The sequence below is a fragment of the Rhodanobacter sp. UC4438_H5 genome (genome assembly GCF_052978405.1).
In genome coordinates, this window is record NZ_CM129672.1 from 3,742,431 (window position 1) to 3,763,423 (window position 20,993).

General features: G+C 69.1%; 21 protein-coding genes. 8 read left to right on the forward strand and 13 right to left on the reverse strand.

Going from position 1 to position 20,993, the window contains the following annotated elements:
- Positions 1–7 precede the first annotated feature (7 nt).
- Positions 8–2,290, reverse strand: coding sequence for a nitric-oxide reductase large subunit (locus ACVCL9_RS17130; RefSeq protein ID WP_447097218.1), 2,283 nt, complete (start codon positions 2,288–2,290; stop codon positions 8–10).
- Positions 2,291–2,455: 165 nt separating this feature from the next.
- On the opposite strand from ACVCL9_RS17130, the gene ACVCL9_RS17135 reads away from it, so the two are divergent.
- On the forward strand, positions 2,456–3,121 hold the full coding sequence (locus ACVCL9_RS17135; RefSeq protein ID WP_447097217.1) for a DUF2238 domain-containing protein: 666 nt from the start codon (positions 2,456–2,458) through the stop codon (positions 3,119–3,121).
- A 28-nt stretch (positions 3,122–3,149) separates the two neighbouring features.
- On the opposite strand, the gene ACVCL9_RS17140 is transcribed toward ACVCL9_RS17135, so the two are convergent.
- The gene (locus tag ACVCL9_RS17140; RefSeq protein ID WP_447097216.1) at positions 3,150–3,998 is read right to left on the reverse strand and encodes a universal stress protein; all 849 of its coding nucleotides are present in this window, start codon (positions 3,996–3,998) and stop codon (positions 3,150–3,152) included.
- A gap of 27 nt (positions 3,999–4,025) precedes the next feature.
- On the reverse strand, positions 4,026–4,598 hold the full coding sequence (locus tag ACVCL9_RS17145; protein ID WP_447097215.1) for an N-acetyltransferase family protein: 573 nt from the start codon (positions 4,596–4,598) through the stop codon (positions 4,026–4,028).
- A 271-nt stretch (positions 4,599–4,869) separates the two neighbouring features.
- Between ACVCL9_RS17145 and ACVCL9_RS17150 the strand changes: the two genes are divergently transcribed.
- Positions 4,870–5,433, forward strand: a complete 564-nt coding sequence (locus ACVCL9_RS17150) for a cytochrome b (protein WP_447099486.1) — start codon at positions 4,870–4,872, stop codon at positions 5,431–5,433.
- A 75-nt stretch (positions 5,434–5,508) separates the two neighbouring features.
- Here the strand turns inward: ACVCL9_RS17150 and ACVCL9_RS17155 are convergent, their stop codons facing one another.
- The 6 genes from ACVCL9_RS17155 to ACVCL9_RS17180 all read right to left on the reverse strand — a co-directional run bounded on the left by ACVCL9_RS17155 (position 5,509) and on the right by ACVCL9_RS17180 (position 12,165).
- Positions 5,509–7,197, reverse strand: coding sequence for a cbb3-type cytochrome c oxidase subunit I (locus tag ACVCL9_RS17155; protein ID WP_447097214.1), 1,689 nt, complete (start codon positions 7,195–7,197; stop codon positions 5,509–5,511).
- Positions 7,197–8,156, reverse strand: a complete 960-nt coding sequence (locus ACVCL9_RS17160) for a c-type cytochrome (RefSeq protein ID WP_447097213.1) — start codon at positions 8,154–8,156, stop codon at positions 7,197–7,199. Before ACVCL9_RS17160 ends, ACVCL9_RS17155 begins: the two co-directional genes overlap by 1 nt.
- A complete protein-coding gene (locus ACVCL9_RS17165) occupies positions 8,153–8,404 on the reverse strand; it encodes a hypothetical protein (protein WP_395116422.1) in 252 nt (83 codons plus the stop codon). The genes ACVCL9_RS17160 and ACVCL9_RS17165 overlap by 4 nt, the downstream gene beginning before the upstream one ends.
- Positions 8,405–8,664: 260 nt before the next feature.
- Positions 8,665–9,228: a hypothetical protein gene (locus ACVCL9_RS17170; protein WP_447097212.1), complete on the reverse strand. Its 564-nt coding sequence runs from the start codon at positions 9,226–9,228 to the stop codon at positions 8,665–8,667.
- 1 nt (position 9,229) lies between these two features.
- Positions 9,230–10,618, reverse strand: a complete 1,389-nt coding sequence (locus tag ACVCL9_RS17175; protein ID WP_447097211.1) for a hypothetical protein — start codon at positions 10,616–10,618, stop codon at positions 9,230–9,232.
- A 155-nt stretch (positions 10,619–10,773) separates the two neighbouring features.
- Positions 10,774–12,165 (reverse strand): MBL fold metallo-hydrolase, encoded by a 1,392-nt coding sequence (locus ACVCL9_RS17180; RefSeq protein ID WP_447097210.1) that lies wholly within the window; start codon positions 12,163–12,165, stop codon positions 10,774–10,776.
- Positions 12,166–12,327: 162 nt separating this feature from the next.
- Between ACVCL9_RS17180 and ACVCL9_RS17185 the strand changes: the two genes are divergently transcribed.
- The 6 genes from ACVCL9_RS17185 to ACVCL9_RS17210 all read left to right on the forward strand — a co-directional run bounded on the left by ACVCL9_RS17185 (position 12,328) and on the right by ACVCL9_RS17210 (position 17,374).
- Positions 12,328–13,734: a diguanylate cyclase gene (locus ACVCL9_RS17185; RefSeq protein ID WP_447099592.1), complete on the forward strand. Its 1,407-nt coding sequence runs from the start codon at positions 12,328–12,330 to the stop codon at positions 13,732–13,734.
- Positions 13,735–13,800: 66 nt separating this feature from the next.
- Complete coding sequence (locus ACVCL9_RS17190; RefSeq protein ID WP_056081726.1) at positions 13,801–14,073, forward strand: PepSY domain-containing protein; 273 nt, start codon at positions 13,801–13,803, stop codon at positions 14,071–14,073.
- 30 nt (positions 14,074–14,103) lie between these two features.
- Complete coding sequence (locus tag ACVCL9_RS17195) at positions 14,104–14,622, forward strand: cytochrome b/b6 domain-containing protein (protein ID WP_395116424.1); 519 nt, start codon at positions 14,104–14,106, stop codon at positions 14,620–14,622.
- A 247-nt stretch (positions 14,623–14,869) separates the two neighbouring features.
- Positions 14,870–15,544, forward strand: coding sequence for a winged helix-turn-helix domain-containing protein (locus tag ACVCL9_RS17200; RefSeq protein WP_447097208.1), 675 nt, complete (start codon positions 14,870–14,872; stop codon positions 15,542–15,544).
- Positions 15,541–16,920, forward strand: coding sequence for an ATP-binding protein (locus ACVCL9_RS17205; protein WP_447097207.1), 1,380 nt, complete (start codon positions 15,541–15,543; stop codon positions 16,918–16,920). Before ACVCL9_RS17200 ends, ACVCL9_RS17205 begins: the two co-directional genes overlap by 4 nt.
- Before the next feature lie 31 nt (positions 16,921–16,951).
- On the forward strand, positions 16,952–17,374 hold the full coding sequence (locus ACVCL9_RS17210; RefSeq protein WP_447097206.1) for an OsmC family protein: 423 nt from the start codon (positions 16,952–16,954) through the stop codon (positions 17,372–17,374).
- Positions 17,375–17,569: 195 nt separating this feature from the next.
- On the opposite strand, the gene ACVCL9_RS17215 is transcribed toward ACVCL9_RS17210, so the two are convergent.
- The 4 genes from ACVCL9_RS17215 to ACVCL9_RS17230 all read right to left on the reverse strand — a co-directional run bounded on the left by ACVCL9_RS17215 (position 17,570) and on the right by ACVCL9_RS17230 (position 20,928).
- On the reverse strand, positions 17,570–18,043 hold the full coding sequence (locus ACVCL9_RS17215) for a cytochrome c (protein ID WP_447097205.1): 474 nt from the start codon (positions 18,041–18,043) through the stop codon (positions 17,570–17,572).
- 63 nt (positions 18,044–18,106) lie between these two features.
- The gene (locus ACVCL9_RS17220) at positions 18,107–18,961 is read right to left on the reverse strand and encodes an LOG family protein (protein ID WP_447097204.1); all 855 of its coding nucleotides are present in this window, start codon (positions 18,959–18,961) and stop codon (positions 18,107–18,109) included.
- A complete protein-coding gene (locus ACVCL9_RS17225) occupies positions 18,958–20,373 on the reverse strand; it encodes an MBL fold metallo-hydrolase RNA specificity domain-containing protein (RefSeq protein WP_447097203.1) in 1,416 nt (471 codons plus the stop codon). Before ACVCL9_RS17225 ends, ACVCL9_RS17220 begins: the two co-directional genes overlap by 4 nt.
- Positions 20,374–20,445: 72 nt before the next feature.
- Positions 20,446–20,928 (reverse strand): hypothetical protein, encoded by a 483-nt coding sequence (locus ACVCL9_RS17230; RefSeq protein ID WP_447097202.1) that lies wholly within the window; start codon positions 20,926–20,928, stop codon positions 20,446–20,448.
- Between the last annotated feature and the right edge of the window lie 65 nt (positions 20,929–20,993).

The following is a 20,993-nucleotide window of genomic DNA, read 5'->3' on the forward strand; positions in this document are numbered from 1 at the left end:
ATGTGGGTCATGCGCTCTCGGACGCTGCGTCCGGCAGCGGCGTGGCGGCGACCCGTCGTTTCGGCCACAGCCACAGCGAGGCGACGAAGCCGGCGATCAGCATGGCGCCGATGGCGAACACGGTGTCGCCGGGCACGCGCATCCACACCAGCAGGTGGATCAGCGGACGGTCCATGAACTCGGCCGAGCGGGCGAACCAGTAGCCGTGCTCCAGCACCGCCTTCAGTTGCAGGATGCCCAGCGGCAGCAGGGTCAGCACGGCCATCAGGCCCAGGCCGAGGTTGAGTGTCCAGAACGAACCCTTCAGCCAGCCCTCGCGCCATTCGGCCTGCGGCTTGATGCCGCGCAGGCAGAACAGCATCAGGCCCATGCCGAGCATGCCGTAGACGCCGAACAGCGCGGTGTGGCCGTGCGCGGCGGTGAGGTTGAGGCCCTGCATGAAGTACAGCGCGATCGGCGTGTTGACCAGGAAACCGAGCAGGCCGGCGCCGACCAGGTTCCAGAAGCTCACCGCCACGAAGAACATGATCGGCCAGCGGTAGCGCGCCATCCACGGCGCGGCGTGCTGCTTCTTCCAGGTGTCCCAGGCTTCCAGCCCGATCAGTGCCAGCGGCACCACTTCCAGCGCCGAGAAGCTGGCGCCGAGCGCGATCACCGCCGTGGTGGTGCCGCTGAAGTACAGGTGGTGCAGCGTGCCCAGCACGCCGCCGGCCATGAACACGATGGTGGCGAACAGCACGCTGGTGGTCGCCGTGCCCACGCGCAACAGGCCGAGGCGCACGAACAGGTAGCTGATCACCGCGGTGGCGAACACCTCGAAGAAGCCTTCCACCCACAGGTGCACCACCCACCAGCGCCAGTACTCCACCATCGCGATGTGGGTGTGTTCGCCCCACATCAGGCCGGCGCCGTAGAGCAGGCCGATCGCCACGGTGGAGAGAAACAGCAGGCCCACGATGGAGGCGCCTTCCTTGCCGCCGCGCATCGCCGGCCACAGCGCGCGGCCGACCAGGAACAGCCACAGCATCAGGCCGATGAACAGGAAGATCTGCCAGAAGCGGCCGAGGTCGACGTATTCCCAGCCCTGGTGGCCGAACCAGAAGTTCTTCGACAGGTCCATCTTGTCCATCACCGCCATCCACTGGCCGGCAAACGAGCCGACCACGATGACCAGCAGGCACACCCACAGGAAGTTCACCCCGAGCCGCTGGTATTTCGGCTCGTGGCCGGAGATCAGCGGCGCGATGTACAGGCCGGTGGCCAGCCACGCGGTGGCGATCCACAGCACGGCCAGTTCGGTATGCCAGGTGCGGGTGAGGGCGTAGGGCAGGTAATTCGCCAGCGCGAAACCGTAGGCCTGCTGGCCTTCCACCTGGTAGTGCGCGGTGGTGGCGCCGAGCAGGATCTGCACCAGGAACAGGCCGATCACCGTCCAGAAATACTTGGCGGTGGCCTTCATCGACGGCGTGGGTTTCAACTCGGTGAGCGGATCGCGCGCGGGGATCGGCGGCAGCGGCTCATGGCTCACCTGGCGCGCGTGGTGCCAGCCGAGCAGGCCGATGCCGAGGATCAGGAACAGCACGCTGAAAACCGACCACATGAAGTTGGCCGCGGTCGGCGTGTTGCCGGCCAGCGTGTCGTGCGGCCAGTTCTGCGTGTAGCTGATGGCGCTGCCCGGGCGTTCGGCCGCGGTGGCCCAGCTGGCCCACCAGAAGAACGCGGTGACTGCGCGGCGCTGGTCAAGCTCGGCGATGGTGTTGTCGCGCATCGCGTAGGTTTCGCGCAGCTTGGCGGTGGCCGGGTCGTTGCTGAACAGGCTCATGTAATGCGCGCCGACCACCAGCATCGCCTGCGCGCGCAGCGGGGAGACGTAGATGGTGCCCTTGGCCGGGTCCCAGGTGTTGGTGCGCAGCTCGCGCTGCACGCGCGAGCGCAGTGCGGCCTGTTGCGGCGCGTCGAGTTCGGCGTAGGAGCCGGCGCCTTCGTCGCGCGCCAGCAATTCCAGCATGGCCACGCCTTCGCGGTGCAGCCAGTCGGCGCTCCAGTCCGGCGCGAGCAGCGCGCCGTGGCCCCAGATCGAGCCCAGCTGCTGGCCGCCGATGCGCTGCCAGACCTGCTTGCCCAGCTCGATGTCGTCGCCGGTGAACAGGGTCTCGTTGCCGCTGGTGACCACCGCCTGCGGCAGTGGCGGTGCGTACTGGTGCACCTGGTCACCCACCCACAACAGCACGCCAAACGAGGCGATCAGCAAGGCCGCCAACCCCAGCCAGAGTTTTCGAGTACTGCTCATTGCGCGACTCCCTGAAAGATGCGCGCATGCTCATTGACGGCTGCCGGATCGCTCTTGATGCAGGTCAAGCGGTCCAGCGCTCGCCGTGCGCGAATTGTCGCGGCCGGCGCCCGGGCGCGTGGCATCATCGGCACGACGCATGACGCGGAGGGATGGCACACAGCAATGAACGAACGACCCGGATCGAAGGACGCCCGTTTTCCGCTGCTGCTGCTGGCCGCCTTCCTGGTCGTGGCGGTAGCGCTTGCCATCGCGCCGCACTATCGCCAGGACTGGTTGCTGGAGAACCTGCTGGTGATGCTGGCGTTGCCGGCGCTGGTGCTGGGGTTCCGCCGGCTGCGCTTTTCCGATGCCAGCTACGCGGCGCTGTTCGTGTTCCTCGTGCTGCACGAGATCGGCGCCCACTACACCTATGCCGAAGTGCCGTGGGATCGCTGGTTTGCCGCGCTGTCCGGCTTCTCGCTGCACGACGCGTTGGGCTTGTCGCGCAATCCCTTCGACCGTGCCATCCATTTCGCCTACGGCCTGCTGCTGACGCCGGCGGTGGTGGAACTGGTCGCTGCGCGCACGGTGTCGCCGGGCGCGTGGCGCTGGATCGTGCCGGTCAGCATGGTCACCGCCAGCTCCGCCTTGTTCGAGCTGTTCGAATGGGCTGCCGCGGTGTGGTTCGGCGGCGACCTGGGCGTCGCCTACCTCGGCACCCAGGGCGATCCGTGGGATGCGCAGCAGGACATGCTCCTCGCCCTGCTGGGCAGTGTCGTCACCGTGGTCGTGCTGGCGGTCGTGAGCGAGCATCGCCGCCGGCGGGCCGCTGCATCCGCCAACCAATAGCGCCTGCGCCGCTGCGGCGGCACGTCGGCTAGTGCTGCATCAGCACCGGGATGGTGGCTTCCTCCAGCACGCGCCGGGTGGCGCCGCCGAACACGCGTTCACGCATGCGCGAATGGCCGTAGGCACCCATCACCAGCAGGTCGGCGTCGATGTTGCCGGCTTCCTGCAGCAGGATTTCCCCGGCCATCGCCGAGGAGGCGCGGACGTAGCTGGGCCGGGGCGTGATGCCGTGACGCAGCAGGTAGACGAACGGGTCGAAGCGCGGATACGCATCGTCGCCGTTGCCCAGGTCGCCGTCGACCAGGGTCACCTGTTTCGCCACCTTGAGGAACGGCAGCGCGGCGTGGATTGCGCGGATCGCCTCGGTGCTGCCGTTGCAGGCGATCACGATGCGCTCGAAGGGGATCTCCCGCCGCCATTGCGGAGGCAGGACCAGGCACGGCACGCCGCAGGACAGGATCGCTTCGCCGAGAATGTCGAGCAGGCTCGATGCGTGCACCATGTCGCGCTCGATCACCGCCAGGTCGTGCCGTGCGCCGAGCCGGCGCAAGGTGGATGCGATGTCGGTCCGGGCGATGACCCAGTCGGCGTTGCGCAAGCCGGACTGGCGTGCAAAGGCTGCGAAGGCGGCGTGCTCGTCGGCGGATTCGATGCGCGGTTCGAGCAGCAGGCCGAGCACGGTGGGCTCGCTGCCGGCTTTGCCGCCGGTGGGTTTGCGCAGCGCCGGGTCGATGAAGCATCCGGTCAGGTTGGCCTCCCAGCGCAAGGCGATGGCGATGGCGGCGACGGCAGCCGGGCTCCACGGCTCGGTCGCGGTCACCAGCGCGAGGATGTCGCCCGGGCGCGTCGTGCGCGGTATTTGTTCGGTGCTTGTCATGGCGATGCGGCCCGGGTTCGGCGTCGTTCAAAGATCCAGGGTGTGGATCACCTGCGTGGCGTCGTCCGGGTCGATCCGGCGCTGGAAGCCGAGGTAGCCGGCCAGTTCGCGCATCGGTTCGTTCTCCGCGGCATCGATCGAGAACATGGTGTGGAACCCGTTCTTGCGCGCGATGTCGATCAGGCGCCGCATCAACAGCACGGCGAGGCCGCGCTGGCGCCAGTCGTCGGCCACGGTCACCGCGCATTCGCACTGCTTCTCGTCGCCGCTGGCGCCGTAGCGGCTGACGCCGACCATGCGCAGTTCGCCGTTGTCGTGGGCGAGCGCGACGAAGGCCATGCGGCTGCGCTGGTCGACATCCATCAGCTGGTCGAGCAGGGCCGGGCTGGCTTCCTTCAATTTGCCCAGGAAGCGGAAGCGGCAAGCCTGTTCCGACAGGCGCTTGATGAAAGCCGTTTCGCGTTGGCGATCCTCCGGGCGCAGCGGGCGGATCAGCACCGGGCTGCCGTCGTTCAGGGTCTCGATCCAGTGGGTGCCTTCGATGGCGCCGAACGGCGTGGCGGAAGCAGTGTGGTGGTCGGCGGAACGGATCTCGGACATGGGCGGTTCCCGATGGTGCAACGTGATGCTCATTCGTGCCGGATGGACGGCCACTCGGCGCAGCCTTGCCGGATCAGTTCTACGCCGGGTCGTGCGGGTCCGAGTTGACCGCGGTCAATTTGGACAGGCGCGCGGACATGCGGCAATCGGCCGCTGCCGTGGCGCTTTTCGTGCGCATTTGACCGGGATCAAACCACGCTGACGCCGTTCATCGCAGGCTGCGGGCATGGGCCGGATCGAGGCCGCCGAAACACCACCTGCGGAGATCGCCGTGAACTGGAAAAACACCACCGACCGTTACGGCTCACTGTCGATCGGCATGCACTGGCTGATGCTGCTGTTGCTCGTTGCCGTGTACGCCTGCATCGAGCTGCGCGAGTTCTACCCGCGCGGCAGCGACCTGCGCGACGGACTGAAAACCTGGCACTTCATGCTGGGCCTGAGCGTGCTCGCGCTGGTCTTCGTGCGGCTGGCGATCCGCCTGGTGTCGGGCCCGATCCCGCCGATCCGGCCGGCACCGCCGGTGTGGCAGGAGCGCCTGGCCGCGCTGATGCACCTGGCGCTGTACGCCTTCCTGATCGCGATGCCGCTGCTCGGCTGGCTCACCCTCAGCGCTTCGGGCAAGCCGATCCCGTTCTTCGGACTGCAGCTGCCGGCGCTGGTGGGTGCGGACAAGGCACTTGCCGATTCGCTGAAGGAGATCCACGAAACCATCGGCACGATCGGCTACTACCTGGTCGGCCTGCACGCGGCGGCGGCGCTGGTCCACCACTACGTGAATCGCGACGACACCTTGCGGCGCATGCTGCCGCGGCATGGCCGACAACTCTCGTAAGCTCGCCGCATGAAGAAAGGCCGCCGGGTTGCCGGCGGCCTTTCGTTTGCGGCTGCATGCCGTCGGGTGACGGACTCAGCTTTGCGCCGGCAGTACCCGCAGCAGCGGCGAGATGGCCGGTGCGCCGGCCCGCGCTTCCAGCGAGGCGATGAAGCGCCACACGAACAGCAGGGTGACCAGCAGCAGGCCCGGATAACCCACGCCGGCCAGCACGTAGGGCAGGGTGGGGTCGCCCGCCACGCGCACGTGCGGCAGGTTGAAGCTGAGCAGGCCGAGCGTGATGATCGTGCCGAACAGCCACATCAGCAGCAGCCAGATGCCGGCTTCGAATCCGGTCAGTGGTCGCCGCCAGCCGGTGGCCGGGTGCGGGGTCGTTTCGGCGTCGACGGCAGCCTGCGGACGCATGCGCCGGCCCAGGGTGAACAGGTCGTACGCCAGCACGCCGGCGCCGGTGCTCAGCACCAGGCCGAACAGCGGCAGCATGACCTTGTAGGTGCCCATGGCGCGGTTGACGTCGCCGCCGAACCAGTCCAGCCCCAGGATGCGATAGACATAGACCTGCACCGTGCCGCCGATGGCGAACGCGAACGCCATGCCCAGCACGCCGGTGAACACCAGCCAGAAACCGAGCTTGCCCAGGCGCGGATCGAACTGCGGCACCTTGCGCAGGATCGGCGTGGCGTAATACGCCGCGGCGATGCCGAGCATGCCGAAGGTGCCGAACAGCGCCAGGTGCGCGTGCCCGGCGGTGACCCAGGTGCCGTGCGACCACACGTTGGTCAGCGCGAAGGTCATCACGAAGCCGAGGATGCCGGCGCCGACCAGCTCCAGCACGGTCGAGCCGAGCAGGAAGTAGAACGCCGGCGCGTTTTCCAGCGGCCGCCTGTTGGTGTGCGCGTCCAGGTAGATGTGCCAGAAACAGAACACCAGCGGCAGCGGCTCCAGCGCGCTGAACAGCGAGCCCCAGAACTGCCAGAACTCCGGCGTGCCGATCCAGAAGTAGTGGTGCGCGTTGCCGATCAGCCCGGACAGCCACACCAGCGCGATGCCCCAGAACACGGCGAAGCCCACCGACTTCACGTCGGCCTTGAACATCAGCACCAGGAAGTAGCCGATCAGGCTGATGTGGATCACTTCCCACACGCCTTCCACCCAGTAATGCACCACGAACCAGCGGAAGTACTCCTGCAGGTCCAGCCGCGCCACGTAGAACAGGCCGAACACCCACACCACCGCCAGCGCGCCGACGCCCAGGCCCAGGCCCCAGTGCACCTCGTTCCATTCGCGCACGCGCGGGAACGTGCGCAGCACCACGAAGGCCAGGATCAGGAAGCCGACCAAGATCAGCAGGCCGGCGATGCGCCCGGCTTCGAGATACTCCAGCCCCTGCTGCAGCCACGGTTGCCCCAGCCACCAGCCGGCGATGCCGCGCTCGGCCAGGAACTGGGTGAAAAAGTTCCAGATCACGATGCCGATGACCGCGTAGAACAGGAACTTGACCAGCCACGGCGCCACCAGCTCGCGCTTCGCCAGCAGTGGCGCCACGAACAGGATCGCGCCGATGAAGCCGCAGACGATCCACATGATGCCGAGGTTGAGATGCTCGGCGCGGGCGACGTTGAAGTTGAGCCAGCCTTGCAGGATGGTCGGGTCGACCTGCTGCGCGGCCAGGATCATGCCGTAGATCACCTGCACCACGAACAGCACCAGCATCAGCATGAAAAAGCGCAGGCTCAGGCGTTGGGTCTGGTATTCGGTCTGCATCACTGCTTCTCCAGCGTGTGGAGGTAGGCCACGATGGCGTTGACTTCTTCGGTCTTGAGCAGGGTGTCGTAGGCCGGCATCACGCCCGGCGGATAACCGGCCACGATCTTCGCGTTCGGCTGGCGGATCGACTCGGCCAGGTAGGCGTCGTCGGCGGTGACCTTGCTGCCGTCGGCCAGGCTCACGCTGGATTCGTACAGGCCGCCCCAGCCCGGCCCCACCAGTCGCTTGTCGTCGCTGGCGTGGCAGGCCACGCAGCCGTAGTCCTTGACCAGTTGCGCGCCGAGCGCGGCGGGATCGCTGGCCGCTGCCGGCTTCGCCGCCGCGGCGGGCGCGGCCTGCGCCAGTGCGACGGTGCCGTGCGCCAACTGCAGGCGGCGATCCAGCGTGCCGGCCTCGACCTTCGGCGGCCAGCCCTCGGTGTTCATCGCCGAGGTGTACTTGAGGTAGGCGATCAGCTGGCCGATCTCGTCCTTGCTCAGCGGCAGGTTCGGCATCAGCGTGGTGCCGCCGCCGCGTCGCTGGATGCGGGCTGCCGCGCCGGGATACTTCTGCAGGTAGGCGTCGATGGTGTCGGTGCCGGTGCCGGCGTGCTGGTTCGGATCAAGCAGCTGGGCGCGCACTGCCGCCTCGGTCGGCCAGCCGCCGGCCGAGGGCAGGAACGCCGCCAGCCACGCCGGTCCGGCGTGCTTGTACACCTCGGTGAGGTCCGGCCCAAGATAGGCGCCGTTGCCGACCATGGTGTGGCAGCCCATGCAGTTGTAGGCCTGGAACACGCGCTTGCCGTCGTTGGCCTGGTACGGGCCGAAGCTCACCGTGTCGGGGGTGGCCTGCCCGCGCGAGGGCAGGAAGGAGAACACCGACAAGGCGATGAAGATCAGCGCCATGAGGCCCAGCAAAACCAGCGCGGCGCGGCGCCGCGGTTTTTCGCAACTGCTGTCACCCGATCCGCAGCTCATGGCCGGCTCCCCTTGTCGTCGACGGAAGGCGGCGTGGCCTGGGTGTCGTGCAGGAACAGGATGCGCAGGCTGCCGATGAACATGCAGAACACCCACACCGCCAGCACGAAGCCGACGGCGAAGTAGATCCACCACGCGAGGTGCGATTCGGCCCAATACTCGAAATCGCGCCAGAAAGGCCAGGACAACCAGAACGCTGCCACGCAGGCCAGCACCGAAAGCACGAGATCCGAAGCCCGCTGCGACATGCGATTCTCCCCTGGACTGTAAGTGAGCCTTGCCGGGAAACGCCGTGCACCGCGCGTCCCTCCCCCCGAGGAATCCGCGTCAGTCGCGCCGACTATAGGAACGGCATCCGGCGGCGCCTCTGATCCAGGTCAAGCAAAGTGGCCTTTGCCCGCCGCGTCACCCATCGCCGTGTGCGGCACGGTCGTGGACGGGCGCAGAGGGCGGCCTCCCCGTCGTCATGCCCGCTTTCGCCGCCATGGCGGCCCTGCGCTTCCGCGTTTCAGTCGCCCGGCCCCGCGCCGTCCCCGCCGACGCCGGACTGCAGGATGCGCCGTCGCACGCGCTGTTCTTCCGCGGGGCTGATCAGCCCTTCGTCCAGCAGCTCCTGCAGCACCTGCAGCTGGCGCAGGCGTCGTTGCGGCAGGGCCTGCGGCGACGCGGGCGCTAGCGTCGCCGGTGGCGTCGCAGCCGGTGCCGGGCGCGGTACTGGCGCCGCCTTCGCGGCGACGCAGTCCAGGCGCAGGTGCAGATCCTGCTTGAGGTCGCCCAGTGTCACGCGGTGCTGCAGCGGCTCGCAGCCGGCGTGGCGCAGCGTGACCGTGCCGTAGAGCGCGGCGCGTGCATCCGGATAGTTGTTCGGGTAGATGTCGCGTTCGCTGACGGTCAGCGGCGTGGTGCCGGCCACTCCGCCGATCAGCTCGACCTCGGCCGCCGAGGGAGTCGACTCGATGCGCAGCGTGCCGACCTGCAGCGCCTGCGCGTGGACGCCGGCACCGGCGGCAAACAGCAGCACGACCGCGCCGGTGTGCCATCGTGATCGTCTCGGCAGGCAGTGGGCGCGCATGTCAGAACGCCGTGTCGAAGCCGAACAGGATGTAGTTCTCGCGGCTCAAGTGGCCGGTGAAGTATGGGCCGGTCGGTGTGGTCTTGTTCTTGAAGTCGAGGTTGAGCTCGACGATGCCCTTGACGTTGCGCATGAAGTAACGGGAGGCGGTCAGGCTCAGGCTGTTGATGGCGATACCTTCGTAGATGGTGTTGCTGCGCGCGAAGTCGCCGGCGCCAGCGTAGTTGTACAGCGCCGAGAAGGCCCAGCGGTCGTTGGGTATCCAGTCGAGGCCGGCGAAGCCGCCGTTCCAGCGATAGTGGCGCGTCGGATCGACGTCCAGGAAACCGCGCCAGTCGTTCCACAGGTATTGCGCGTACCAGTGCACCTGCGCGCCGATGTCGCCGGAGGCATCCACGCCGACGACGCGCTTGTCGGTGTTGCGCTGACTCTTGTCCATGGCGGCCGGGCCGGTGGCGCCGCGCTGCTTGCCGCTGGCGCCGAACAGCCCCACGCCCACCGGGCCGATGTCGGTGCCGACGTGGGCAAAGACGGTCTTGGAGTTGTCGTTGTCGAACATCCGGTCCGGGCGCGAATAGCCGGTGCCGTTGATCTTGAAGTTGTCGGTGATGCCGTTGCCGTTGGTGAAGCCCAGGGTGATGCCGAACGGCCCGACGTCACGGTCGAACTGCACGCCGCGGTCGTAGGTGATGCCGGCCATGCGGTAGACCATGTAGTCCTGGAACGGCAGGCGGATCTCGCGCGGGAACATCGCGTCGGACAGCGAGAACTGACCGAGCATCATGCCGATGCCGCTGCCGAAGATGTCGGCGTGGCGGAACCAGGCGTCCTCCACCACGATCTCGCCGTTGCCGCCCTTCTCGGCCATGATGGCGTAGAAGTAGTAGGTGATGTCCTTGCTCAGCGGCGCGCTGGACAGCAGCTTGAGCAGGTACGGCGACTGGAAGTCGGTCGGCGCGGACTGGCGCGCGCCGCTGACCGGGTCGATCGCCTTGCCCTGGCGGGCCTGCACATAGGCCTGGGCGCGGATGGCCAGCGGCACGTGGTCGGGCAGCGCGAGGCGGTCGTCGCCGAGCTGGTCGGCGGTTTCCATCCAGTTCGGCAGGCGCATGTTGTTCGCGATGAACACTTCGCCGAACTTGTTGAGGCGCGGGAAGGCGGAGTGGCAGGCGGCGCAGCTGAGGTTGTAGCGGCGCGCGAACTCCGGCATCGCGGAGGCGTCCTGCGCCGGCAGCAGCGCCAGCCATGCGCTCAGCAGCAACAGCGGCACGCTGCGCAGCGTCGCGCAGAACAGGCGCCGGCACGTCGGTCGATCGCAGGGCGATGACGCGACCCGTCCGCCATCGGCGTCGTGCCGCGCAGGAAAGTCCAGGATGGCGGTCCGTTTCATCACACGTTGCTCCCGAGGCCGTGGGCGCCGAGCGAGCGACGGAGCACGTGCCAGCCGGCTCCGCTCGCGCGGCACAACCAGTCTAGGGTGGCGTGGATTGGCGGATTTGACGCACGTCAACCACGAAGCGTGTTGTCCGATGGAGCGTCAGCTCATCAGTCGATCTTGATCGGCTCGTGCAGCCCCGGCAGCTGGCAGGCAAGGCCGCGCGCTTGGAGCACATCGCGCATCACCTGCATGCCGCGGCCGTATTCGCCGTGCACCAGCAACACCTTGCGCCGCGGCGCGTCGCCCAGCCAGGCCAGCAGCGAGGGCTGGTCGGCATGGGCGGAGAAACCGTTGATGGTCCACACCTGGGCACGCACCGGAATCTCCTCGTTGAACACGCGCACGCTGGGCGCGCCATCGATGATCCGCCGCGCCAGCGTGCCTTCCGCGGCATAGCCGACGAACACCACGCTGCAGCGCTCGCGCCACAGGTTGTGCTTGAGATGGTGGCGCACGCGCCCGCCGTTGCACATGCCCGAGCCGGCCAGGATGATCGCGCCGCCGTCGACGTTGTTGATCGCCATCGACTCGGCCGTACCGCGGGTGAAATGCAGGCCGGGCATGGCGAACGGGTCGCCGTGTTGCAGTTCGTCCAGGAAGCCGTCGTCGAAGCATTCCGGGTGGCGGCGGAAGATCTCGGTGGCGGAAATCGCCATCGGCGAATCGAGGAACACCCGCACGTGCGGCGGGATCGCGCCGGCCGCGATGCCGCGGTGCAGGTAGTACAGGATTTCCTGGGTGCGTTCCAGCGCGAAGGTGGGGATCACCACGTTGCCGCGCCGGTTCACCGTGTCGCGGATGGCACGGTACATCTCGTCCACCGAATCGGGCACCGAGCGGTGCGGGCGGTCGCCGTAGGTGCTTTCCATCACCACGTAGTCGGCGGGTGGGGCAGGCGTTGGATCGCGCAGCAGCGGGCGCCCCGGGTTGCCGAGGTCGCCGGAAAACAGCATGCGCCGGGGCTGCTCGCCGTCGTCGATCTGCAGCAGGATCGAGGCCGAGCCGAGGATGTGGCCGGCATCGAGAAAGCGTGCGCTGATGCCATCGGTGACTTGCACGGTTTCGCCGTAGCCGGCGTCGTCGCCGAAGAAGTCCAGCGCGTGCAGCGCATCGTCCAGGGTGTACAGCGGTGGCGCCACCGTCTCGCCGCGGCGGTTGGTGCGTTGCGCGCGGCGCGCGTCCTCTTCCTGCAGGCCGGCGGCATCCAGCATCACCACGCGGGCCAGTTCGCGGGTGGCGGCGGTGGTGACGATGCGGCCGCGAAAGCCCCGGCACACCAGCAGCGGAATCCGCCCGCAATGGTCCAGGTGCGCGTGGGTCAGCAGCAGCACGTCGATGCTGGCCGGGTCGAAGCCGAACGGTTCGGCATTGGCCCGCTCGACCTCTTCGCTGCCCTGGAACATGCCGCAGTCGATCAGCACGCGGCGATCGTTGCAGGTGATCAGGTGGCAGGAGCCGGTGACCTGCTTGGCGGCACCGTGGCAGCTGTAAATGAGCATGATTTCCTCGACGGTGCGGGCGGCTGGCGCAGACTCTGGCAGGCCAGGCCAGTCGTCGGATTGATCGTCGTCAAATCGGGTGCCTGCCGACTATGCCATGGTCGGTCCGGTGCCGGCGTACTGCCGAGCTTGCGGAAGGCTCGCCGGAGTATGGGGGTGACGATGTTCACCGTGCCGTTCCATCACGATCTCGCTGTCGTACGGGGGTTCCTGAGCTTCTCGCGTGCATCTGCGCTGCTGGTCTGCGGGGCCGCGCTGATCGTGCTGGCCGGCTGGTGGTCGCAGCGTCCGCTGCTGACCACGATGTGGCCGGGACAGCCGGCGATGAGCGCGACTGCGGCGGTCGGATTCGTGTTGTGCGGAGGCTCGCTGCTGCTCAGCCACCATCCGGTGCCGTCGTGGTCCGGCATGGGCCGCTGGCTGTCGTTGGGCGTGCTGGCGCTCGGCGCGGCGACTCTGGCGGAGTATCTGTGGCTGGTCGACTTGCGTATCGATCGCCTGCTTGGCGAGCTGTCGGCTCGCGACTCCGGGCGCATGGCCGAACCGGTTGCGGCGGGCTTCGTGCTGCTCGGTGCGCTGGGCCTGCTGCCGGCGCAACGCTGGCCGCGCCTGCGCGACGCGCTGGCCCTGGTCGCGTTGGTCATCGCGATGAGCGGGCTGGCCTCCTATGGCATTGCGCTGGCCGGCAAGGGCGCCACGCCGTTCGGGCGCATGCCGCTGCACTCCACTTTGTTGCTGCTGCTGGCGACGCTCGGCTGGCTGTGCGCCTCGCCCACGCTCGGGCTGACCCGCGTGGCCACCGCCGACACGCTGGGCGGCGCCCTGGCGCGGCGGCTGCTGCTGCCGGCCTTGCTGCTGCCGGCGGTGTTCGCGTTCGTGTTCGAGTTGCTGCAGTCCTGGCTGGGCCTGCCCGAAGCGCTGGCCTTCGTGTTCGTGGCCCTGTTCAGCGGCGGCGCGGTGGCCGGGCTGGTGTGGTGGGTGGCCAACCTGTTCGACAAGCTGGAACGCCAGCGCCGCGAAAGCATCGCGTTGCGCAACGATGCCGGCACCGACATCCTCACCGGGCTGCCCAACCGGCGCGCGCTCGACGAGGCGCTGGCCGGCCTGCTGCGCGGGCAGCGCGAGCACGACACGACGTTCTCGCTGCTGATGCTCGATCTGGACCGCTTCAAGACCTTCAACGACGACTTCGGCCACCTGGCCGGCGACCAGGTGCTGCGCATCACCGGCCACCTGCTGCGCGCGGCGCTGCGCCCGGCGGACATGGCCGCGCGCTACGGCGGCGAGGAGTTCGTGCTGCTGTTGCCGGGTACCGACTTGAGCGGCGCCGGCGAGGTGGCGGCGCGCCTGCTCGACGCGTTCCGCGATTTCGCGTGGCCGCATCGCAAGGTGACGGTCAGCATCGGCGTGGCGCAGGCGGTCGCTGGCGACGCCGCGGAGGATCTGATCCGGCGCGCCGACTCCGCGCTCTACGATGCCAAACGCGGGGGACGCGACCGTGTGGTGGCCCTCGCGCTGCCGCCGGCGTCGCGCGCAGGAACCTACCCGCGCGCCGCCCTGGGTCCTTAAGACCCACGTAAGCCTTCCCGGTTGCAATGCTCCCCAAGGCAATCCTGCCGATACCGGAGACGCACCATGAAACGCATCGTCATCGCCCCGTTGTTCCTCGCCGCCGCCGTCCTGTCGGCGTCCGCCTTCGCCGCACCGCAATGCACCAGCGCACCGCGTGCGCAGTGGCTGACCGAAGCGGCGATGAAGCAGAAGGTGCTCGACCAGGGCTACACCATCAAGGTGTTCCAGGTCTCGGGCAATTGCTACGAGATCTACGGCAAGGACAAGGCCGGCAAGAACGTGGAGATCTACTTCGACCCCACCGACGGCCGCATCGTCAAGAAGAAGGGCGGTTGATCGTCACCTGACCCCTAGCGAGGACAAGCCATGAACGCGATGGTCAAAGTGTGGGACCCGCTGGTCCGCCTGTTTCACTGGTCGCTGGCGGGCTTGTTCCTCGCCAACTTTTTCACCGAGGACGGCGAGCTGGTCCACCGCGGGATCGGCTACGCCGTGCTGGCCCTGCTCGCGGTGCGTTTCGTGTGGGGCTGGGTCGGCACGCGGCACGCGCGCTTCGCCGACTGGGTGCCCGGCCCGCGCCGGCTGCGCGATTACCTGCGCGAGCGCCTGGCCGGGCGCTCGCGGCGGCAGCTCGGGCACAACCCGGCGGCCGCCGTGATGATCCTGGCCCTGCTCGTTGGCGTGCTGCTGGTCGGCGTCACCGGCTGGCTGCAGACCACCGACCGATTCTTCGGGGAGGGCTGGCTGGAGGAGCTGCACGAAGCGCTGGCCTACGGCGTGCTGGGACTGGTCGTGCTGCACGTGCTGGCCGCGGTGGGCGAGAGCGTGCATTACGGCGAGAACCTGGTCGCCGCGATGATCCACGGCCGCAAGCGCGCGCCATGAGCCTGTCGGGCTTTGGCTGGTCGAGGCGAAAATCTGGCTGCGCGAGGACAGATTTTCGCCGGTTCGCCGCGCCATGGTGGTTCCATGGCGCAAGAATCGACGGAAATATGGACCGCGCAGTCGGATTTGCAGCCCGGCCAGCCAAAGCCCGACAGGCTCATAGGGCAGGATGCCGCAGCCGGCGAAAAAGCGGCGCCAATTGCTGCAAGTCAAGTGAGCGGCCTGATCCCGCGACAAGAATGAGGCCATGCGCATCCTGCTAGCCGAAGACGACCGGGCACTGGGGCAGGCGCTGGCCGACGGCCTGCGCCAGCTCGGCCATGCGGTGGACTGGATCACCGACGGCACCCAGGCGGCTGCCGCCCTGAGCGACACCGCGTATGCCGCCGCGATACTCGACTGGAACCTGCCGCGCAGCAGCGGCCCGGCGATCATCGCCGACATGCGCCGCCGCCAGGACGCCACCCCGGTGCTGCTGCTGACCGCGCGCGACGAACTGGCCGACCGCGTCGCCGGGCTGGATGCCGGCGCCGACGATTACGTGGTCAAGCCGGTGCATCTGGACGAACTGGCCGCCCGCCTGCGCGCCTTGCTGCGGCGGGCCGACGGCCAGGTCGAGCCGGCGATCCGCGTGGGCGCGCTGGAAGTCACCCCGGCCGCGCGCAGCGCCACGCTTGCCGACGCGCCGCTGGAGCTGACCGCCCGCGAGTACGCGTTGCTGGAAATGCTGGTGCGCCATCCCGGGCGGGCGTATTCCCGCGAGCAACTGGAAGACGCGCTGTACGGCTGGGACCGCGAAGTGGCCAGCAACGCGGTGGAAGTGCACATCCATCACCTGCGCCACAAGCTGGGACCGGGCTGGATTCGCACCTTGCGCGGCATCGGCTATGCCATCAATCCGCCCGGCGGGGTCGCCGCGTGATCCGCCCCTCGCTCAACCGGCGGCTGGTGCTGCGGCTGCTGGCCGGCATCGTGCTGGTGTGGTGCGCCGCCGCCGGCTGGCTGGCCTGGCGCAGCCTGCACGAGGTCGACGAGATCTTCGACCAGATGCTGGTGCGCACCGCCGCCAGCGTGTTTGCGGTGATGCCCGACGACGTCGCCCGCGTCGGCGCGGTGCGCCTGCCGGACAAGCCGCTGCTCGACTCGGACGACACCGCCCAGCGCCCGGCCATCGTGCTGCGCGATGCGCGCGGCGAACTGCTGGTCGAGAGCGCCGAGCTGCCGCTGCTGCGTTTCGATCCGGGCGACGCGCATTTCCATTCGGTCGTGCACGACGACCGACGCTGGCGGGTGTTCCAGCGCTGGGATGCGCAGCATCGGTACTGGGTCCAGGTCGGCGCGCCGCTGGACGAGCGCGACGAGCTGCTGCGCAAGCTGCTGGCGCCGGCGCTGCTGGCCTTGCTCGCGCTGCTGGTGCTGGTGCCGCCGATCGTGTTCGCCGGTTTGCGCAGCGGGCTGAAACCGCTGCGCCGGCTGGCGCGCGGCCTTTCCGCCGGCGCCGATCCGGCCGCCGCCTCGCTCACCGACGCGCGGGTGCCGGTCGAACTGGCGCCGTTCACCGAGGCGATCGACAAGCTGGTCGATCGCCTGCGGCGCAGCCTGGAACACGAGCGCCGCTTCACCGCCGACGCCGCGCACGAATTGCGCCACCCGCTGGCAGCGCTGCGGCTGGAACTGGACCTGGCCGGGCGCGGCGACGATGTGCCCGCGCGCGCGCAGCACCTGCAGCGCGCGCAGGAGGCGCTGGACCGCATGCAGCGACTGGTGGCCCAGCTGCTGATGCTGGCGCGGGTCGAGAAGCTGGCCGAGCTGGCCGACGCCGGCCCGCTGCGCCTGGCGAGCGTGGCCGAAGCGGCCTTGCGCGACGCCAGCGAGCGCGCGGCGGCACGTTCCATCGAGCTGTCGCTGGACCACGACGGCAACGATTTCGTGCTGGGCAGCCGCAGCCTGCTCGACATCCTGGTGCAGAACCTGCTGGACAACGCGCTGCGCCACGTGCCCGAGCACGGCCAGGTGAACGTGCGTGTCGGCGGACGCGACGAACAGGTGACGCTGGAGGTGAACGACAACGGCGGCGGCTTCGCGGACGCCGCCGTGGCACGACTGGGCGAGCGTTTCCACCGCCCCGAAGGCAGCATCGGCGAGGGCAGCGGCCTGGGGCTGTCGATCGCCTGGGCGATCGCCCGCCTGCACCACGGCGAGCTGGCCTTCGGCCGCTCCGCGCTGGGCGGCGCGCAAGTCAGTTTCAGCCTGCCGCGCGTGGCAACCGACGCGGCGCATGCGCCCGGCTACGTTTGATCCATCGGCCGTCTCATTCCGGAGAACTCCCATGACCGAACCCGCTGGCAAGCTGAGCTTCCACGTCATTGCCCATCGCCTCGATGCCCACGGCAGCGTCGCCCGCTGCAAGAGCGCCGAACTGTCGCTGGACACGGCTCTGTCCGGTCGCCTCGATGCGTTCAACCCGGCCGAACTGCTGCTGGCCGCCTTGTCGGCCTGCATGATCAAGAGCATCGAGCGGGTCACGCCGATACTGAAGTTCCAGTGGCGCGGGGTCGAGGTGCGCGTGCACGGCGTGCGCCAGGACGTGCCGCCACGGCTGGAATCGATCGACTACGAGATCCTGGTGGACAGCGACGAGAGCGAGCAGCGGCTGGCTCTGCTGCACGACAACGTGCGCAAATACGGCACCGTGTTCAACACGGTGGCGCCGGGTACCCGTCTCGCCGGCGTGCTGCGACGGGCCGGCTGAAGCGCGGACCCGTCGCCGTTGTTGTCCTGCGCTCGGTCGCCCGGTGCCGCCGGCGGCAACCACGGTCGACAGCGTAACGAGTTCGGCCGTATGGACGTCTGTTTGCTGCGTCGTCGGCGGCCTGCGGCCGGTCCGGCCGGGCAACCGGCCAGCAGCGTCGCCGGCATGGCGGTGGACAGGGCTCGTGCGGGCCGCTCAGCGTTGACCGTGGAAGTGCTCGCGGAACGGCTGGCGGAATTGCCGGTGGCAGCCCAGGCAGGCGCCCTGCACGTTGGCGAACGCCGCGATCGTCGCAGAGCCGTCCTGCCGTTGTGCGGCCTGTGCCAGCTGCTGCGCGGCGTCGTGGGCCTGGCGGTCGTAGTCGCGGAAGTGGCCGGCGTCCTTGCCCATGAAGGCGAGGATGCGCAGCTTCTCCGCCAGCGGCGGTTGCGGATGGTCGGCGATGCGCGCGGCCCGTTGCGCCACCGCCGGCCAGTCCTCGCGCGCGATGCCGTCGGTGACGCCCTGCATGTCCTTGCCCAAGTCCTGCATGATCGTGGTCAGCGCCAGCGGCGTGGCCTGCTTCGGCGTATCGGCCGCACTGGCCGGCGGCGGCAGACTGCCGGCCAGCAGCGCCAGCAGGGCGACGGCGGCGGCATGGGGCATCGTGGTGCGTGGCGTGAAAGGCATGGGCGGTCTCCTTCGGGGGTTGGATGTTGGGCATCGGCATGGCGCCGGTCGCGCTGGCCGCGCTCAGGCCGGCGGTTCGCCGCCGTAGAACGCATGGATGGCAGCCACGGCCTGTTCGGCGTTTTCCACCACGCTGAGCAGTTCGGTGTCGTGGGGGTCGAGCATGCCCTGTTCGACCAGGAACTCGAGGTCGCAGGCGCGGCGCCAGAAGGCGCCGCCGACCAGCACGATCGGCAGACGCGGCATCTTGCCGGTTTGCACCAGGGTCAGCACTTCGAACAATTCGTCCAGCGTGCCGAAGCCGCCGGGAAAAGCGACGAGCGCCTTCGCGCGAAGCATGAAGTGCATCTTGCGCACGGCGAAATAATGGAAGCGGAAGGCCAGCTCCGGGGTGATCCAGCTGTTGGGCCGCTGTTCGTGCGGCAGCGTGATGTTGAGTCCGATCGAGCGGGCGCCCGCCTCGCAGGCGCCGCGGTTGGCCGCTTCCATGATGCCCGGCCCGCCGCCGGTCACCACCACGAAATCGCGGCGACCCTCGCACTGGAAACGGCACGAGACGATTTCCGCGAAGCGGCGCGCTTCCTCGTAGTAGCGGGCGCCGGCCAGCCGGCGGCGGGCGGCGGCGAGTTCGCGCGCCAGCTCCGGCTCGTCCGGATGGGCCTGCGCGTGGGCCGCGAGCCGCACCACGTCGGCCTGGGCCTGCTCGGGCGAACAGGTGCGTGAGCTGCCGAGGACCACGACAGTGGAACGGATGGCGTGTCCGTGCAGCGCGATTTCCGGCTTGAGCAGTTCCAGTTGCAGGCGCACGCCGCGCAGCTCGTCGCTGGCGAGGAACGCGACGTCTTCCTGCGCCAGCCGGTAGGCCTCGCCGTGCACGATCGCCTCTTGCCGCCGCTTGCTCTCGTCGCTGCCGTTCATGCCGGGACTCCGCTGCCGTGCCAGTGCACCTGCTGGCCCGCCGCAGGGACGGTCACGTTCCAGCCGGGGCGCACACGCAGCCCGCTGGCCAGCGCCTGCGCCGCCGTCTCCTCGCCATGCACCACGAAGGTCTGCGCCGGCGCCCGCGCGAAGCCGGCGGCCCAGGCCAGCAGCGCGTGCCGGTCGGCATGCGCGGACAAGCCGCCGACGGTATGGACCGAGGCGCGCACCGGGATGTCCTCGCCGAAGATCCGCACCTGGCTGGCGCCGTCTACCAGCCGCCGGCCCAGCGTGCCCTGGGCCTGGAAGCCGGTGATCAGCACGCTGCATTCGGCCCGCCCGAGGTTGTGCCGCAGGTGGTGCTTGATGCGGCCGGCGGTGCACATGCCACTGGCGGAGATGATGATGGCGCCGGAGCGGATATGGTTGAGCGCGATGGATTCCTCCACGCTGGCGGTGAAGTCGAGATAGGGCAGATCCTTGCCGAGCGCGTGCCAGTGGGCGAGGCGGGTGGCGTTCTCGTCGAACAGGTCCAGGTGTCGCCGGGTGATCCGGGTGGCCTCGGCGGCCATCGGCGAGTCGACGAAGATGCGCAGGTCGCGCAACCTTCCGTCCCGGCTCAGCCGGTGCAGGTGGTAGAGCACCTCCTGGGTGCGGCCCACCGCGAAGGCCGGCACGATCACGTTGCCGCGGGCAAGGGTGCGCTCGACCACCCCGACCAGCTCGTCCTGGGTGGCGGCAAGTTCCTTGTGCAGGCGGTCGCCGTAGGTCGATTCGACGAACAGCAGATCCGCTTCGGCGATCGGCGTCGGGTCGCGCAGGATCGCCCGGCCGGGTTGCCCGAGGTCGCCGCTGAACACCAGCTTGGTGGTCCGCTCGCCTTCGCTGATCCAGACCTCGAGGATCGCCGAACCCAGGATGTGGCCGGCATCGCGGAAGCGGCAGCGGACATCCGCGTGTGGCCGCAACTCGCGCCCGTAGCCGTGGGGCTGCACTTGGCGCAGGCAGGCGTCGGCGTCGCGCAGGGTGTACAGCGGTGCGACGATGGCCTGCGCGTCGCGCGCGCCGCGGGCGCCACGCTGCGCGCGCAGCGCCTCCATTTCCTGGATGTGGGCGCTGTCCGGCAACATCACCTGCAGCAGGTCGGCGGTGGCGGCGGTGGCATGGATCGTGCCGCGGAAGCCGGCGCGCGTCAGTTTCGGCAGCAGGCCGCTGTGGTCGATATGCGCGTGCGTCAGCAGGACGAAATCGATCGTCGACGGTTCGAACCCGAACGCTTGCTGGTTGCGCCGGGCGGCTTCGCGTCCGCCCTGGAACATGCCGCAGTCGACCAGGAAGCTCGTCGTTGCGGTCTCCACCAGGAAGCATGAGCCGGTGACCTCGCGGGCGGCGCCGAGAAAGGTGATCTGCATGGAGGCGGTTCTCCGGATTCGTTCAGTCGCGCCGGCGGCAAGGCTGCCCGGTGGTAGCCGGCGATCGGGCGGTCAGGGTGGCGTGGCCTGGGTGGATGCCTGGTCGGGTGATCCCCGGTCGGCGGCTGGGTTGGCTGTCAGCGGCTGCCAGTCCGGGTCCGCGAAGTAGCGCGGGTACAGTTCGAGCGCGTCGAGCAGTTGCGGCAACCCGTCGGCGGCGAGCACGCGGCCGAGCAGCAGGCGCAGGTTGGCGTCCACGCCGTCGCCGCGCGGAGGGTGGTCGACGATGGCGGCCACGCTGTCCTCGATCGATGCGGTGGCGGCGCGGGATTGCCGGGCCGACAGCGAACCCTCGGCCTGCGCCTGCTGCATCCACAGTGCGACGGCGCGGATGCGCCGCATGCCTTCGCGCAACGCGGCATCGGCAGGCCAGCGCTGGCCGTGGTCGAGCTGGAGCTGGCGCCGGGCGGTAGCTTCGGCGTAGTGCGCGTCGCCGGCCACCGCCTGCGCGAAGGAGGGCGGGGCCCCGGCCAGCGCCGTGAGCAGCAAGGGCACGAGCAGGGTCCTTTGCGAATGGCCGTCCGTCCGGCGTACACCGTCGCGGCGCCGGCAGTATCCGC

Excerpts from the sequence above, each read along its gene's own strand:
- ACVCL9_RS17130 (WP_447097218.1), bottom strand. The coding sequence starts at position 2,290 with ATGAGCAGTACTCGAAAACTCTGGCTGGGGTTGGCGGCCTTGCTGATC.
- ACVCL9_RS17135 (WP_447097217.1), top strand. The coding sequence starts at position 2,456 with ATGAACGAACGACCCGGATCGAAGGACGCCCGTTTTCCGCTGCTGCTG.
- ACVCL9_RS17140 (WP_447097216.1), bottom strand. The coding sequence starts at position 3,998 with ATGACAAGCACCGAACAAATACCGCGCACGACGCGCCCGGGCGACATC.
- ACVCL9_RS17145 (WP_447097215.1), bottom strand. The coding sequence starts at position 4,598 with ATGTCCGAGATCCGTTCCGCCGACCACCACACTGCTTCCGCCACGCCG.
- ACVCL9_RS17155 (WP_447097214.1), bottom strand. The coding sequence starts at position 7,197 with ATGCAGACCGAATACCAGACCCAACGCCTGAGCCTGCGCTTTTTCATG.
- ACVCL9_RS17160 (WP_447097213.1), bottom strand. The coding sequence starts at position 8,156 with ATGAGCTGCGGATCGGGTGACAGCAGTTGCGAAAAACCGCGGCGCCGC.
- ACVCL9_RS17165 (WP_395116422.1), bottom strand. The coding sequence starts at position 8,404 with ATGTCGCAGCGGGCTTCGGATCTCGTGCTTTCGGTGCTGGCCTGCGTG.
- ACVCL9_RS17170 (WP_447097212.1), bottom strand. The coding sequence starts at position 9,228 with ATGCGCGCCCACTGCCTGCCGAGACGATCACGATGGCACACCGGCGCG.
- ACVCL9_RS17175 (WP_447097211.1), bottom strand. The coding sequence starts at position 10,618 with ATGAAACGGACCGCCATCCTGGACTTTCCTGCGCGGCACGACGCCGAT.
- ACVCL9_RS17180 (WP_447097210.1), bottom strand. The coding sequence starts at position 12,165 with ATGCTCATTTACAGCTGCCACGGTGCCGCCAAGCAGGTCACCGGCTCC.
- ACVCL9_RS17185 (WP_447099592.1), top strand. The coding sequence starts at position 12,328 with ATGTTCACCGTGCCGTTCCATCACGATCTCGCTGTCGTACGGGGGTTC.
- ACVCL9_RS17190 (WP_056081726.1), top strand. The coding sequence starts at position 13,801 with ATGAAACGCATCGTCATCGCCCCGTTGTTCCTCGCCGCCGCCGTCCTG.
- ACVCL9_RS17195 (WP_395116424.1), top strand. The coding sequence starts at position 14,104 with ATGAACGCGATGGTCAAAGTGTGGGACCCGCTGGTCCGCCTGTTTCAC.
- ACVCL9_RS17200 (WP_447097208.1), top strand. The coding sequence starts at position 14,870 with ATGCGCATCCTGCTAGCCGAAGACGACCGGGCACTGGGGCAGGCGCTG.
- ACVCL9_RS17210 (WP_447097206.1), top strand. The coding sequence starts at position 16,952 with ATGACCGAACCCGCTGGCAAGCTGAGCTTCCACGTCATTGCCCATCGC.
- ACVCL9_RS17215 (WP_447097205.1), bottom strand. The coding sequence starts at position 18,043 with ATGCCTTTCACGCCACGCACCACGATGCCCCATGCCGCCGCCGTCGCC.
- ACVCL9_RS17220 (WP_447097204.1), bottom strand. The coding sequence starts at position 18,961 with ATGAACGGCAGCGACGAGAGCAAGCGGCGGCAAGAGGCGATCGTGCAC.
- ACVCL9_RS17225 (WP_447097203.1), bottom strand. The coding sequence starts at position 20,373 with ATGCAGATCACCTTTCTCGGCGCCGCCCGCGAGGTCACCGGCTCATGC.